The 15,785-nt window shown below is 43.7% G+C and carries 12 protein-coding genes and 1 pseudogene; 11 read left to right on the forward strand and 2 right to left on the reverse strand.

The window, feature by feature from the left end:
* Positions 1-404 precede the first annotated feature (404 nt).
* Positions 405-1,331 (forward strand): DMT family transporter, encoded by a 927-nt coding sequence (locus NC238_14165; protein ID MCM1567051.1) that lies wholly within the window; start codon positions 405-407, stop codon positions 1,329-1,331.
* A 29-nt stretch (positions 1,332-1,360) separates the two neighbouring features.
* On the opposite strand, the gene NC238_14170 is transcribed toward NC238_14165, so the two are convergent.
* Entirely contained in the window at positions 1,361-2,107 is a 747-nt protein-coding gene (locus NC238_14170; protein MCM1567052.1) for a FadR family transcriptional regulator, read from the reverse strand.
* A gap of 564 nt (positions 2,108-2,671) precedes the next feature.
* Between NC238_14170 and NC238_14175 the strand changes: the two genes are divergently transcribed.
* From NC238_14175 to NC238_14215, 9 genes are all read left to right on the forward strand, one after another.
* A complete protein-coding gene (locus NC238_14175; GenBank protein ID MCM1567053.1) occupies positions 2,672-4,594 on the forward strand; it encodes an aldehyde ferredoxin oxidoreductase family protein in 1,923 nt (640 codons plus the stop codon).
* 197 nt (positions 4,595-4,791) lie between these two features.
* Positions 4,792-6,060, forward strand: coding sequence for a porin (locus NC238_14180; GenBank protein MCM1567054.1), 1,269 nt, complete (start codon positions 4,792-4,794; stop codon positions 6,058-6,060).
* 509 nt (positions 6,061-6,569) lie between these two features.
* Positions 6,570-7,547 carry a methyltransferase domain-containing protein gene (locus NC238_14185; protein MCM1567055.1) on the forward strand — a complete coding sequence of 326 codons (978 nt, stop codon included), beginning with the start codon at positions 6,570-6,572 and terminating at the stop codon, positions 7,545-7,547.
* A 394-nt stretch (positions 7,548-7,941) separates the two neighbouring features.
* On the forward strand, positions 7,942-8,781 hold the full coding sequence (locus tag NC238_14190; GenBank protein ID MCM1567056.1) for a sulfide/dihydroorotate dehydrogenase-like FAD/NAD-binding protein: 840 nt from the start codon (positions 7,942-7,944) through the stop codon (positions 8,779-8,781).
* Positions 8,778-10,232, forward strand: coding sequence for an NADPH-dependent glutamate synthase (gene gltA / locus NC238_14195; GenBank protein ID MCM1567057.1), 1,455 nt, complete (start codon positions 8,778-8,780; stop codon positions 10,230-10,232). The genes NC238_14190 and gltA overlap by 4 nt, the downstream gene beginning before the upstream one ends.
* Before the next feature lie 464 nt (positions 10,233-10,696).
* The gene (gene thiF / locus NC238_14200) at positions 10,697-11,308 is read left to right on the forward strand and encodes a sulfur carrier protein ThiS adenylyltransferase ThiF (GenBank protein MCM1567058.1); all 612 of its coding nucleotides are present in this window, start codon (positions 10,697-10,699) and stop codon (positions 11,306-11,308) included.
* 303 nt (positions 11,309-11,611) lie between these two features.
* The gene (locus tag NC238_14205; protein ID MCM1567059.1) at positions 11,612-12,250 is read left to right on the forward strand and encodes an XRE family transcriptional regulator; all 639 of its coding nucleotides are present in this window, start codon (positions 11,612-11,614) and stop codon (positions 12,248-12,250) included.
* 375 nt (positions 12,251-12,625) lie between these two features.
* A complete protein-coding gene (locus NC238_14210) occupies positions 12,626-13,480 on the forward strand; it encodes an NAD(+)/NADH kinase (GenBank protein ID MCM1567060.1) in 855 nt (284 codons plus the stop codon).
* Positions 13,481-13,582: 102 nt separating this feature from the next.
* Positions 13,583-13,858, forward strand: coding sequence for an integration host factor subunit beta (locus tag NC238_14215; GenBank protein MCM1567061.1), 276 nt, complete (start codon positions 13,583-13,585; stop codon positions 13,856-13,858).
* A 34-nt stretch (positions 13,859-13,892) separates the two neighbouring features.
* Here NC238_14215 and NC238_14220 read toward each other — a convergent pair.
* Positions 13,893-14,081 (reverse strand): annotated as a pseudogene (locus NC238_14220) (IS5/IS1182 family transposase).
* A 119-nt stretch (positions 14,082-14,200) separates the two neighbouring features.
* Between NC238_14220 and dapA the strand changes: the two are divergent.
* A complete protein-coding gene (dapA, locus tag NC238_14225) occupies positions 14,201-15,157 on the forward strand; it encodes a 4-hydroxy-tetrahydrodipicolinate synthase (protein ID MCM1567062.1) in 957 nt (318 codons plus the stop codon).
* Positions 15,158-15,785 lie beyond the last annotated feature (628 nt).

Below are 15,785 nucleotides of genomic sequence, written 5' to 3' on the forward strand. Positions count from 1 at the left end.
CTACTAATTGTGGCTAAAGCAAGTAGCGCTGAAGTTCCAACTGGTAGCAAAGTTTTTAGTTTGCTTCTGGGTTGAATAGGTATTGCGCTCAGTCTTTAAGCTATAAGTTGAAAAGATTAAGCGGGAAAACTAAGATTATTGCAATAGACGCCTGCGATAAATAAATAACCAAATATTAAAATATAAAATTGACATCGCACGTGTCCTGTCTTACAATTTAACAGCAATAGTACCTTGCCTTTTTTGGGAAGTTTCAGTGCTGCGAAGGGGTCTGGAGAGGCATTCCGCCGTTCCTGCGATGCCATGTATGCTAGGATTTGTTTCACTGAGGCATTAGCGCAAAATAATATGGTGATGGATGGTAGTTAACAATCTGGCGTAAAATTATTGATAAGGCTTGTAACATGAGACAAATAGAGGATTTTGTGAAAAATTACCAGATTCAAGCTGCTTTACTTGCGCTCGTTCTTCTTTCAATAATATGGGGCTACAATTGGGTGGTTATGAAGGTGGCTCTAAAGGATTGTGGGCCGTTTACTTTTGGCGCCTTCAGAACCTTTTTTGGGGCATTAACCCTGTTTATTGTTCTTTTCATCAGGGGCGGGAGTGTGTTTCCGAAGGCTTTCCCCGGAGTATTCCTTCTCGGTTTGTTGCAGACTACCGGTTTTGTCGGCTTTATGATGTGGGCTCTGGTGGCTGGCGGTGCGGGAAAAACAGCTGTCTTAGTCTATGCTATGCCCTTCTGGACTCTTGTTTTAGCCCGTCTCTTTTTGAACGAACGTTTTAGCGGATTCCAGTGGGTAGCTGTTCTTCTGGCATTTTCCGGCCTAGTGTTAATTTTTGATCCTTGGCATTTCCATGGGAATCTGTTGTCTGAAGTGTTAGCAGTATTGTCTGGGATGTCATGGGCTGCAAGTGTTGTTGTGGCCAAAAGGCTTCAGCAGAAAGGAATGGATCTTCTTAACCTTACTGCCTGGCAGATGCTTTTTGGTTCTATTCCCTTGGTGGTAGTAGGAATTATGGGATCCGGACTAAGCATACATTGGACCGGACCTTTCATCGGAGCGCTTTTGTATAACATAGTCCCATGCAACGCTCTGGCCTTTCTCCTTTGGCTCTTTATTGTGAGGAGTCTTCCGGCAGGCGTTGCAGGTATGGGGTCACTAATTACACCCCTAATCGGCGTCTTTTGCGCTTGGGTTGTGCTTGGAGAAACACCCGGGCATATTGAAGGCTTAGGAATGTTGTTAATTAGTGCAGCACTCCTAATTCTATGTTTGATGGCACTAAGTATTCACTGTAATAATAAAACTGGAATAAAGCTCAGATAGGAAAGCTTGTGCATTCAATATAAGGATTTCTATTTCAAGTTTCTCAACTTCGCTTTGGATACAGTTTGATCTTCATCATGACTTTTGAGGTTTTCCAGGTTCTCTTCAACTTCGCAGATATGATTGTACATAGCATCTGCTGCAGCTTGACCATTCCTTGCTGCGATAGCTTCCACAACTCTCTCATGCGCAGCAAATACTCTCTCGGAAAAATCCAGACCAGGCTTAATGTGGTTTTTTAAATCAGTCAGTAGGCTGTTGACAAAGTCGAGAATCAAGATCATCACAGGGTTCCCGCTTGTCTGAGCAAGTATTGTATGGAAAGCGACTTCTTCTTTTATGGCAGGCTTATTGCGTTTGATGCTCTTCCCGTACACTTCCTGCAAGGTTTTCATTTTCTCAATATCTTCAGGAGCCATCTGCTCGGCAGCTAGTCTCGCAAGGTATGGTTCAAAGATCTTTCTTACCTCGCAAAGGTCCTTAACCGATACATTTTTGAAATAGAGAAAGCTGGCAATCATGTCCCGTGTGTTGTCCATATCAATTTCACAGATTACCGGCCCTCCGCCAGCCCCTTGACGAATCTCAATGAAGCCCATGGATTCGAGTGCTCGCAGTGCTTCGCGCAGAGTGTGTTTACTTACTCCGAATTGGAGAATCAGCTCACTCTCGTTGGGAAGTCGGTGCCCGGGCTTGAGATCTCCATTCATGATCGCTTGCCGTACCTGTCTAACGATATGCATCGATCTTTTTTCCTGAATAGCAGAGTTAAACATGCAAAATTCCCCTTTCTCCAAACATTTTGTTCTGAATTTCTTTAAGTGTCAAGGAAAAATCAAATATAACAATATTATACATGTTATGAGTCAGTTGAAAACATAATATGATTTATTTGTGACACAAAAACGTTTGAATAATCAATATGTTGAAATTAAATAGCCATATATAACAACTTTTCCATTGACAAGTGTAATCTTACGCTGTAAATAGACAAGCATGTTTGATAGCTATTTCTATGGAATTCTTTCGTAGCATTTCGATCAAATGAAAAGCCCTGATCTCCTGATGTGTGGACAATAGACTGAGCCGGTTGCAGACAACAAGTAAAATTGATTGTAGTTAATAATTTTGGTGGAAGTTGTTGCCGAGAGGAAAATTCTCCCATTTTTTCCTCTCGCCTCTTCCGCCAAAACCTCTTTTTTCTTCAGTTCTGGTAACAATCAATGACTTGGTTTTCTCTTGACTCATGGGAGTTGCAAATAAGCGCACAAGGAAGCCAAAAAGGAGGTTGTAAAGACAATTTGCCATGCACAGTTTGCTGGGCAGCCAACGGTACATTGATGGAAATTAACTCTAAAGTGAAAGGGGAAAGGAAAATGTTGGGAGGATACTGGCAGAAAATTGCGGTGGTGGACTTGACTACAGAAAAGGTTGATTACCTAATTCCCGATGAAGAAGATCTTAAAAAGTTCATCGGTGCAAGTGGTTTGGGCGCAAAATTACTATATGAGAACCTTGAAGCCGGAGTGGATCCTTTAGGTCCGGAAAACATTCTGATTTGTATGACAGGTCCCTACGTTGGTGCAAAGGTGCCCCAGTCAGGCCGTTGGGAACTAATTACCAAAAGCCCTCTGACGGGTATTTATTTGGAGTCAGATTGCGGTGGCAAGTGGGGCCCGGCGCTTAAATCCTGCGGTCTTGACGGCATTATGGTCAAGGGAAAGGCAAAAGAACCTGTCTATATTACAATTGTGGACGATGACATTCAGATTAAGAAGGCTAACAATTTGTGGGGTAAGGGGGCCTTTGAAACAGATAAACTGATCAAAGAAGAGCTCGGGCGAGGCTCTCAGGCAATTTGTATCGGACAAGCCGGAGAAAGCCTGGTTAAGCTGGCCAGCATCATGTCCGATGGACGTGAAGGCCGTGCTGCCGGACGTGGTGGTGGTGGTGCCGTTATGGGCTCAAAGAATCTAAAAGCCATCGGAGTCAAGGGTGGCAAAACATTGCCAATAGCAGATAAAGAAGCTTTCGATAAACTTTTTGAAGAAATTCGCACCAAGACGAAAGATGTCTATGACGGCCCACTTGGCACTTATGGTACTTCCTGTGCCGTTGAAATATTCAATGATTGTGGCGATCTTCCAATCAAGAACTGGTTATGGGGAACCTGGGACAAAGCCCGGATGGTTTCAGGTCAGCGTCTTGCGGAAACAATTTTAAAGAAACGCTACCACTGCAGCTCATGCCTGATCGGTTGTGGCCGTACCGTTGAAGTGCCGGAAGGGAAGTTCAAGATGGAGCTTGGCGGAGGACCGGAGTATGAGACACTCGGCATGCTCGGTTCAAACTGCCTCATAGATGACGTGGAGGCCATTGCCAAGGCCAATGAATATTGTAACGATTACGGAATGGACACCATTTCGGTTGGAGCTGCCATATCCTTCCTCATGGAGGCTTGGGAGCACGGCATGATTACCAATGAAGACACTGGTGGCCTGGAAATGACTTGGGGTAATGGCGAAGCAGCGGTGGAGATGGTGAAGAAAATAGCCCTGCGCCAGGATATTGGTAATGACTGCTCTCAAGGTATCCTTGCAGCTGTCAAACGTGTCGGTCCTGCCAGCGAAGAGTTCGCCGTACACACCAAGGGACTCGACTTCCCCGCTCACGACCCACGCGGTCGTGGTGGTCTCGGGGTTGCCTACGCTACCTCTAACCGCGGTGCCTGTCATATGCAAGCCTACAATCAAGATTTCGAGGGTGAGGGCTGCTTCAATATCGCTGACCTCGGTTACGATGCCCCAATGCCGCCCTACACCAATGAGGGCAAAGGCAAGTTCGTTGCTGACCAGCAACATTTCATGAGTATGATGGATTCGTTGAAGCTATGCAAGTTTTCAGTCTTCGGGGGCATGACAGTAGGCCCCATGACTCGGTTCCTTAACTATATTACCGGATGGGAATTCACAAACGAACAGTGGCTTGAGTGTGGTGAAAGGATCTTCAATATTAAACGTCTTTTTAACACCCGTGAAGGTATAAGCCGCAAAGATGATACTTTGCCTCCCCGTATTTTGACAAGTCCTCGACAGGGAGGTTCAGGCGATTATGTGCCGGATCTAGGTTTCATGCTTCGTGATTACTATCGTTACCGTGGTTGGGACGAATGGGGCATCCCTACACCGGAAACTCTCAAGCGACTTTCTTTGGACAGCTACGACTACCGTAAGGGGCCCCGGACTACGGAAAATCAACGCTAATTTTTTGCAGTAAATCTTACTGGTCTACTCTGCTGTTATTTGGTCAGAGTAGACCAGTAGGATACAGTGTCGTGTATATGGGTGGATAGCAATTGGGTTGTGTGCGAGCAGTAGTAGTCGCTATACCTATTCTTTTTCTTGTTAGTGACAAATACTAAGAAGAAAACTGGATACTATCTAATGAGACGGGAGGGATTATGTGTAAAAAAGTTACTAGTATTCTTGTACTATGTATATTAGGTTTTGCGGCCAGTTCAGCAAATGCCGCGTTTGTTGTGGGAGGTGAATCAGGTTGGCAATTCAGCTATGACGGCATGATCAACGCATTCATGACATATACTGTCAATGAAAAAAGTCCTACCGGTACTTCACTAAATGGTTCAATAGGTATAGACAACGGCCCTAGTCAAGCATTTCGTGTCCATACTGGATTGGTGCCTTGCATTATGGGTTTCAATGTTAGGTCACCATCAATTGATGGTATCGAGTATGCGTCCAGACTCGCTTTAATGCCCCAGATACAAAATAATGGTACAAGAACCGGGTTCGGTCCAGATTCTCTTGCATCAGGTAGTGGTGGTCCAAGGCTTGACATCAGAGAAGTATTCATGACTGCGGATGGCAAATTTGGGCAGTTCCTTGTTGGTCGTGCACTTAATCTCTATCAGGGTAAAAACCTTCTTACCGACATGACCCTGAATGGAGTTGGCGTGAACGGAGCGCTGCTTGGTGGAGGTACGACACTGGGCCATATCGGTTATGGCTACTTATATACTGACTTCAACGCCCAGTTCCGTTACACCACCCCTGACTATAAAGGTTTCAAGGGGGCTTTTACTATTAATGACCCAAGTAAGATTGCAAGCGATGAGGGTTATAAAGCTACAACGATCAACCAGCCACGTTTCGAGACTGAGATCTCTTATGCAACTACGTATCCTGGTGGCAAGATGCAAGCATGGTTGTCTGGATTGTATCAGGAAGCCAAAAATGATTTAGATAATCATAAGGTTTCCTCAATTGGTGGTGCAGGTGGGGTTCAAGTTGCGTATGGCCCATTCGAAGTGGTCGTATCTGCATATGGAGGGCAGGCACTTGGCTCTTCTTTTATTCAGGATTTTGACGCTCTCGATTATACTGGAAAAGAGCGAACCCAGTACGGTGGGCTTGGACAAGTTGTGTACACGATTGGCAAAGTAAAGCTTGGGGCGAACTATGGTCTTAACTACTCAGACAGAACTGACGCAGAAAAAGCAAGACAAAAGGGAGTTGTTATCTCTGGGGATAATTTGGGGCCCGGTACGGCAGTTCTCAAGTCGCAGCAGGCCGCAGTCGCTGGCGTTTACTATTCAGTTAACAAGTACTTGCAGTTAGTCGGCGAATATATTTGGGCAAGGAATAGTTGGTACAATGGGCAAAAACAGGATGCAAATACCGGGGCACTCGGGATGATATTTGTCTGGTAAACGAATTATTGTTGAAATGACATATTGAAGGCTTGAATATTATAAGTGTAATGACCAGCTTCATGGTATCGGGCGGAAGGGTTCCTCCATTCCCTTTCCGCCTTTTTTTCAAAGATTGTTGAGAGTTTTAACTCATTGTGTCCCGAGGAAAGGTTCCCTGTGTTTTTTTCTTATTCATGCATGAGAAATTAAGGACCTGTTCACCAAAAAAGCCAGTGGTTTGTGACAATAGAAATATTTGGTTTCTCCTCGGCTCCGTTATTAACCTGGTTATTTTCTAGTATCTCATCAAAAGTTCAATCATCTGACCAAGGAAGTGCCCCAACTGCCGGACACTCCTTGAAGTCTTTTGTCAAGCTTCACGTGGTGCACTTTGAACTGGAATACAACTTTCACCTTCGAAGAATATTTGTAACAAAAACAAACGAGTCACGATTTTATTCATGTAATTGAAATTAATGCTGCAGGAAAAATAGGTATTTATTTAACAAGATGGAGGATGTAAGTTCATGAAGACGGATCTAGAATACCTTAAAAACTACTATGATAAAATTTTTAAGGACGGCGTCGAGATCGGCTGTGGGTGTGAAGTGCCCCATCTTCACCCTGAGATGGATAATGCTTTGAAGAAGGTTGACTCTGAACTTTTTGGCAGCGTGTCACCACTTCCGCCAGATCTGGATGGATGTACAGTAATTGACTTGGGCTGCGGAATCGGACGAACCGTTTTTGCAGCGGCTTTTCTCGTGGGTGTAAAGGGGAAAGTCATTGGTGTGGATCCGCGGGAGGGATTGCTTGAGGTAGCCGGAAGCTATCTTCCCAAAATAATGGAAAAATTTTGCTACAAAAAGCCGAACGTTGAGTTTAAGAAAGGGTATCTGGAGGATTTGTCTTCCCTCGGTATTGAAGACAACTCGGTGGATGTGGTTGTGGCTAATGAAATTATTAACCTCTCCCCAGATAAAAAAGCGATTTTCTCAGATATATTCCGTGTTCTGAAGCCAGGCGGAGAGCTTTGTTTTTCGGTAATAGTGGCCGACCGAAGAGTTCCTGAGCGTTTGCGGGATGATGCATCGATGGTGCGTGCATGCCTCGCCGGAGCCTTGTACTGCAATGACTTCCGGAGACTCCTTAGGGATATCGGTTGCCATGATTACCGGATGATTTGTGAGCAGGCAGTCTTAAACTGTGATCCAGATTGGGCGGTCCGAGTCGGCCTTACGACTTTCTCTCACCGGGTTGTTCGCACTTTCAAGCTTCCCTTAGAGGATATTTGTGAGGATTATGGCCAAGTAGCGATTTACCGGGGTACAATGCCAGGCTTTGCTGAAGGGTTCCCACTTGATGATCACCACCTCTTTATCAAGGACAAGCCAATGCTGGTTTGTGGCAATTCGGGTGCAATGGTGAAAGAGAGCAGGTTCGGAAGATACTTTACCGTCTTGGGCGAGACTTCGCTCCACTATGGGCCATTTGATTGCTCCTGAAGGAGGCTAATATCATTGTAGGGGACCATGGCCCTTGCTTTCTCCCATTATCCAGCCAGTAGAAGGTTAGTGGTTTGGTCTTGTTGAGGTAAATAGCTTTTAAATTTGAGAATAACGAGTATCTTGATCTAAATAAATTAATAGTATCAGAATGTTAAAAATAAATAGCCATATATTATAATAATTACTTGACATGTGAGGCTTCCTCTGTAAAAATCTCAGTGTAAGTACAACGGAGTCATGGTGCCAAGGATGAATCATCTTTGGCTGTAGTCGTAATGAGTATGGAAAAATCATAAAATTATAAAAATTGAGCGAGATACTTCGTATTCCTCTTGAAATGGATATGTCGTTAAATGTCTTCTTGGAAATATTAGTTTGAAAGGAGAAAAGCATGCACGAAGTTGTAAGCAACGAGATGCTCGCCCCGAACCTGCATAGGATGGTGATTAAGGCTCCGAGGGTGGCGGCGGTTAGAAAGGCTGGTCAATTTGTTATTGTGCGATTGGAAAAAGGTGGTGAGCGAATTCCGCTTACTATTGGCGACGCTGACCCTGTAGGTGGCACTATAACGCTATTTGTTCAAGCAGTTGGAGCCTCAACTAAGAAAATAGTTAACACTCCTGTTAAAGGTTTTTTGCGCGATGTGGTCGGTCCGCTTGGAATGCCAACTCATATAGAAAACTGGGGCCGCGTTGTCTGTGTTGGCGGCGGTGTCGGCACCGCGGTTTTATATCCTATGGCCAAAGCACTGGCTGCCGCGGGAAATGAGGTTACCACGATTATTGGTGGGCGATCGAAAGCCCTGATAATCTTAGAAGATGAACTGTCGGTTTTTTCCAGGGAAACTCTTATAACTACAGAGGATGGAAGTCATGGAAGAAAGGGATTCGTGACGACAGTGCTGGAATCCCTCTTGAATGACTCACATCGATCTCCATTGTCAGTTTTTGCGGTGGGTCCGGTGCCAATGATGAAAGCTGTAGCTGAGCTGACACGTCCATATCAAGTCAAGACAATTGTCAGTCTTAATCCCATTATGATTGATGGCACTGGCATGTGTGGTGGATGTCGCGTACTCATTGGTGGAGAAACTAAGTTTGCTTGTGTGGACGGTCCTGAGTTTGACGGGCACTTGGTCGACTTCAATAATTTATCTGATCGTCTGACTACTTACCGTGAGCATGAGTGTCGGCTCGATCTTCAGGAAAAAGAAAGCATGGAGGCGGCATGAAAACCAAAGGGCTTACAACAAAAGAGCGTTTGGCAATTAGGCGTGTAAAAATGCCTGAATTGGATGCCGGCCAACGGAACAGAAACTTTCAGGAAGTTAATTTGGGTTTAACAGAAAATCAGGCAATACTAGAAGCACAACGTTGTGTTCAGTGCAAAAGCAAACCTTGTGTTGGTGGCTGCCCTGTCCAGATAGAGATCCCTCAGTTTATAAATGCTATAGCGGAAGGTGACTTCTCCACCGCCGCGTTTATCCTGCAGCGAGACAATGCACTTCCAGCTGTGTGTGGGCGTGTATGTCCACAGGAAATCCAATGCGAAGCGCACTGTGTTCTTGGACAGAAAGGAGAGCCAGTAGCAATTGGATATCTTGAACGCTTTGCTGCTGACTGGGCCTTGTTTCACGATTCAAAGCCAACGGTTAAAGAGATTCCAAGTTTGAGCAAAAAAAATGTTGCGATAATAGGGTGTGGTCCGGCAGGCCTCACAGCGGCAGCTGAATTAGCGGTAAAAGGACATGCAGTGACAATATTTGAAGCGCTTCACGACACTGGTGGAGTATTGCGATATGGTATACCAGAATTCCGTCTGCCTAAGAGCATTATTGACATAGAAGTTTCTCGCTTGGTTAACCTTGGTGTCGTAATTGAATGTAATGTAGTAGTGGGCAAAACAGTAACAATAAGTATGTTGCGTGAGGAGTTTGATGCAATCTTTGTAGCTAATGGGGCTGGCTTACCGATTTTGCTGGCTATTCCTGGTGAAAATTTAAAGGGTGTCTACTCTGCAAATGAATATCTAACACGTGTAAATTTGATGGGAGCGGGACAATCTTCGGATTGTGCAACCCCGATAATCCGCGGCAACCATGTAGTAGTTATTGGTGGCGGAAATACTGCTATGGATTGTGTACGCGTGGCGCGCAGACTGGGTGCAGACAGGGCTATGTTGGTGTATCGACGGAGTGAAGCTGAAATGCCTGCCCGAATTGAAGAAATTAAGCACGCTAAAGAGGAAGGCATTGAAGTAATAATACTTACATCTCCTATTGAGGTACTTGGAGATGAAAACGGCTGGACCAAGGGCTTACGGTGTCAGAAGATGAAACTTGGTGAGCCTGATACATCGGGCCGACGGAAGCCGGTTCCGATTGAAGGAGAGATCTTTGATCTCGATGCCGATGTAGTAATTAACGCAGTTGGTACCGGTGCTAATCCGCTGCTCACTGCTTCTGAGCCGGAACTGAAGTTGAATAAGTGGAAAAATATCGAGGTTAACGGATGCGGTGCTACCAGCCTAGATGGTGTTTTCGCAGGGGGTGACATTGTTCGCGGAGGAGCAACGGTTATTTTGGCTATGGGAGATGGAAAACAGGCCGCATCTGCAATGCACGATTTTCTGATGAATCCCAGGCCTTGTTTGAGCAGTCCTTTGAGTTCAGATACTCAGTGAGTTCCCAACATAATGTGTGAAATTTCTTTATGGAATTGTTCAGGTGAAAGTTAAGTAATTTGGGTACTTGCAATCAATAGCAGAAAACAAGTGGGTGAATAAGAAGCCTGAGGGTCTTTTTTGACCTGGCAGCAAGATCTATGATGCAAAGAAGACCCTTTTCCATTGCTGGTTTCTCAAAGCGTATTGAATTGTAAGTTGTCCAGAACGGGAGTACTTATGTCATTTATAAAGTTTAATAATGAAGAAGTGTTTGAGGCGAAAAATATCACTATTAATCAACTGCTGATTTCAAAGGGTTTAAATCCTTCCACAATCATGATTAGGATCGATGGTCGAATTATATACAGAGATCAATATAACACGTTCATTATTCCTAATGGTGCAGAAGTAAAGGCGTACCCTTTTGTTGGGGGTGGGTGATTCACAGGGCTATATATTGCCGTTTTGCGGGAGGTTAGCTTATGGTGGATTTGAATGCTGCACTTTTTTCAAAACATGATCCTGCTGTCGTTTCTGTGCTAAAGGCAGCCAAGGTGGGAATTGCGGGTGTCGGTGGTCTTGGGTCAAATGTTGCTATTAGTCTAGCTCGGGCAGGAGTTGGGACACTTGTTCTTACGGATTTTGATGTTGTAGAACCTTCAAATTTGAATCGCCAACAATATTTTATTGACCAAATAGGCAAATCGAAGGTTGATGCTTTAAGAGAAAATCTGGTTCGAATTAATCCATTTTCCACCTATGAAATTCATCATCTCAAGCTTTGCGCGGGTGATATTCCACAAATATATTCAAACGTGGAAATTCTGGTAGAAGCATTTGATGAAGTAGAAATGAAGTTAATGTTAGTTGAAGCATGGGTGGCTAAATTCCCGAATAGACCCTTGATAGTTGGCAGTGGTATTGCCGGTTATGGGGGTAATAATGATTGTCGAACTGAACGAATATTTGGTCAAGTTTATGTATGTGGTGATGGTAAAAGCGATGCTGGTTTAATTCCTCCTATTGCTCCAAAGGTTGCCCTAATTGCAGCGATGCAAGCTAATTTAGTTTTGGAATTGCTTTTGAGTCACTAACATATAATGAAAATTAAAAGCGGGGCCTAAGTACCAATGTTTTGTTGGTATCTGGTCTTCCTGTGATTAATTTAAGTCGACTGTTAGAGCTTGTTGTCTATGACATAAGCTGATTGCGTAGGGAGATACGAAAGGATGTAACTTAACTTTTAATTGAAAATATTGAAGTGATTATGCTCTATTTGCTATAAAATAAATATAATGTACAGAACCCTATATGTCATCTGTTGATAATGCTTATAACGAAATAACGCTTATTATCTGTCACTTGTGTGACTTCTGAACAGTATGATAGGTTTGGCAATGACGATCATTAATAGAATAAATTATAGAAATGATGTGATAGACAATAATATTGAAGATAGGATAAATGTCTCAAAATTTAAAGTTGGTGAAACGTTAAAAAAATATCGTTTATTAAATAATATGACACAAGCTTTTGTGGCGCAAGCTATTGGTATCTCAGCGGCTATGGTATCACTAATTGAGAGGGACAATGTATCACCATCAATGGCTACACTTGCTAAACTGACTCATTTTTACGGAATTAATATTAGTTCTATATTTAATAATTATAAAAATATAAATAAATATGATGTTATTAGGAATTGCAACAAGAAACTTTTAGAAAAAATAACTCTCAGTGATGGTAATGGTCATGGCTATTGTCTTGAATCAATACCTTTTAGGTATAATAGCATAAAAATGCAACCTTATATTATGTCAATAACAGATGACATAGTAGTATTCAATTGTTGCGAAAATAATGATGAAACAATTATTTATGTTTTAAATGGTATTTTAGAACTTTTGATCGAAGAACATAAGGTTGAGTTAAACGAAGGCGATTTCATTTATATGGATGCATCATTAGAGCACAAATTACGGTCTAAAGACGGTTCAGAGGTAACGATGCTTATTATCAAAAGGGTTGTATTATAGCAGTCTGCTAAAAAAACTAATGACATAACCATCTTTTGTGTTGCGAGGCGCTTAGCCTTTCAGCTGCATATGTTAGATGCATCGGGCGTTGAGTTCCTTGTGCCGTGCACCCGGCCTTCTATAAAATCTTAATTGACTGATTGGTTTGATATATTAATTCTCTTTCCTTGGAGGAGGGTATATTGACACGTAGAAAATATTGTCCACTTACAGAAAGTATTTGAAGCGAAAGTGTAAAGGACTCTTAAAGAATAAATAAATATATCTCAACCTACCCAACGTAAGCTTTTTGACTTGAAAAAAGTCAGCTAGCAGAAATTGAATTATAAGATACAAGAAAAGTATCGAATCCGTGCTGTTATTGAGAGATTTGTCATGAAAAATATTGGTATTTTCTCTAAAATACATGACCCGCGCTGCAAACAAGTGGCGGGAGATCTTGTCGAATGGATAAACAGCAAAGGACTGTCTCCTCTTGTTGAGGACCAACTTGCGCAATGTTTAGAACTCAAGCAAAGTGTTGATCGGTTTGAGATAGCTAAGAGCTCTGATTTGGTAGTAGTCCTTGGTGGCGACGGGACTTTGATTTCTGTTGCTCGCCTTTTGGTGGGTAGGGATGTTCCGATCGTTGGCGTGAATCTTGGTAGCCTTGGTTTTCTCACAGAAATTACAATTTCTGAAATGGTTTCTGTTCTAGATAATTGCCTCCATGGTGACTACCGTGTATCAGAACGGATGATGTTGCAAGCAACTATTTTTAGAAATGAAGATAAGATTGCGGCATATGATGTTCTGAATGATGTCGTGATAAATAAAGGTGCTTTGGCAAGAATTATTGAGTTGGATACTTTGATTGATGGTAACCGCCTTACAAAATTTCGAGCAGATGGGCTTATTGTGTCCAGCCCAACTGGTTCTACGGGATATTCTCTCGCTGCACAAGGTCCAGTGGTACATCCATCACTTGACTGTTTCGTTATAACCCCTATCTGTCCTCACACCCTTACTAATAGACCAATTGTAGTTTCAGGAAACACTCTTCTTTGTGTAACGTTGAAGTCAAAGGAAGAGGATGTCTTTCTGACTCTGGATGGGCAGATAAAAGTTGAGCTTAAATCAGGGGATGTTATTTGTATTGAGAAATCAACACACAGAACGAAACTGGTTCTGTCTGGAAGTAAAGACTATTTCGAAGTGTTACGGACTAAGCTTAAATGGAATGAAAGTTGACCCATAATCTGCTCACATCTTGATATTGTCGTTCAGTACAATGAAATATGTTTAGCAAGTACTATCATCATATGTGATAGTAAGAATGTAGGAGGTTTTACGGTGAACAAATCCGAGCTTATTGAAGCACTTGCGGTAAAAAAGAATATTTCTCAAAAGAAATCTGAAGAGACAATCAATATCCTACTCATATCTATAACAAATGCTCTCGAAGCGGGCGAGCGGGTCGAGGTAAGAGGGTTCGGCAGTTTTGTTGTTAGGGACTATAACCCGTACGTTGGAAGGAACCCACGTACGGGAGAAGCCATTACTGTGAAATCGAAGAAACTTCCCTTTTTCAAAGTCGGCAAAGAACTGAAGGAGAAAGTCGATTGCTGAATTGATTTGTACAGCCCTTCCGGGACATTACCATGAGTACCTGCTCTGGTGGAATCAGAGGCCTGTAGGTATAGGAGTACATCAGGCGGACAATGGCTGGCTGGTCCTCCAGTGCCGTATCTACCATCTACCGAGTTGGCCGTAAAGGATAATCCTTGAGATCGAAGGATTCCGTCAAGAGGTAAACGAACTGACCATCAGATTGTTGATCAAAACCACGAATTCCGCTTCTCTGTAATATCTCTGGTTACGAGCTGCTATATAGTATGAAACTGGACTAAAGTGCACGTGAATTCCAGATGTTTTCAGAGCTGCTAAAAGCCTTGCTCAGTCCGGCACCTCTTGCAACGACCATCCACGAGGGGCACGAAAGTAACAGCCCCTGCGTTCAGAGAAAATAATTTTCTACAGGGGAAGGAGTACACCATGTTCAAGGGGAGTATCGTTGCCATCATCACCCCGTTCAAAAACGACGAAATCGATGAAGAAAGGCTAAGGGAGCTGGTCGAGTTCCAGATCGAGAACGGCACAGACGGCATTGTCCCGTGCGGCACCACCGGCGAGTCATCCACCCTCGACTATCAGGAGCATGACCGGGTTGTTGAAATCGTTGTTCACCAGGTAAAGAAGCGAATCCCCGTCATCGCTGGGACCGGCTCCAACTCCACCAAGGAAGCCATTGAGATAACCGAGCATGCCAAAAGAGCCGGAGCAGACGGGGCGCTACTTGTAACCCCTTACTACAACAAACCTTCCCAGGAAGGTCTCTACCGTCATTACAAAACAGTGGCTGAAGCCGTTGCCCTTCCGCAGGTTCTCTATAATGTTCCGGGGCGCACCGCGGTCAATATGCTGCCGGAGACAGTCGCCCGGCTTGCGGAGATTCCCAACATTGTCGCTATCAAGGAAGCAGCCGGCTCCCTGCAACAGGTGTCCGAGATCATCGCCCTGTGCGGTGACAAGATCGGCGTGTTGTCGGGAGATGATTTCATTACCTTTCCGCTGATGGCCTGCGGCGGCGTGGGCGTAATTTCCGTTACCGCCAACATTATGCCAAAAGAGATCGCAGCCATGATCGACGCCTTTAACGCCGGAAACATGGAGGAAGCGCGCCGACTCCACCTGAGACTCCTAAAGATCAGTAATGCCATGTTCATTGAAACCAATCCGGTACCGGTAAAGACAGCCCTCGGACTCATGGGTAAATGCTCTGAAGAAGTTCGTCTGCCGCTGGCTCCCATGTCTGAGGAAAACAACTTGAAACTTGCTGTTGTCATTAAAGAATACGGATTGATATAAAGAAAGGGTTGCGGGCCGAAGGACATAATCTTCATTTCTTTGGCGACACCCTTGTGCCGACGATGAGGTATGTCATGATCAAAGTGAATCGCCACCAGTAATCTAGACACTCCTGAGGTAAAAAAAATTACTCCAGGAGGATTACGTGAGCGCCAAGTGTTAGCCGACGAGGGGGGGCGACGGTCACGAGGCTATTTCTTAGACTAGATAAGAAGTCTCTGAAACCTATATTCCGTTCTAGGGTGATTTTTCTTGATCGGACTCAGAAAAAAGCCGAAATTGTAGGAGAAAAAGTTTTGCTGAGCGTCACGCCTGGGGAGCCATACTACAAAAGTGGGATTTTTCCTTGAGAAAAGTCCCACTTTTTTTTGTAAAGACCCATCCCCTCCGAATTTCAATTCTTCAGCATCATTTTCTTCTACTCGTTTCATGCACTCCTTGCCCATGTTTTGCCAGAAACCTCTACTTTCGAAGTGTCTATTGTTTCGGGAAGCTTACGAATCGACCACAACATTTTACTGACAGGAATGTAATGGTACACTTAATACACATTATGAAGTAATAAAAGCTGCTGAGCAGCGGTTAAGATCTTGCCAGGATTTTACAATAAAACGCGTTGTCACTACAT

This window comes from Dehalobacter sp. (genome assembly GCA_023667845.1).
GTDB lineage: Bacteria > Bacillota > Desulfitobacteriia > Desulfitobacteriales > Syntrophobotulaceae > Dehalobacter.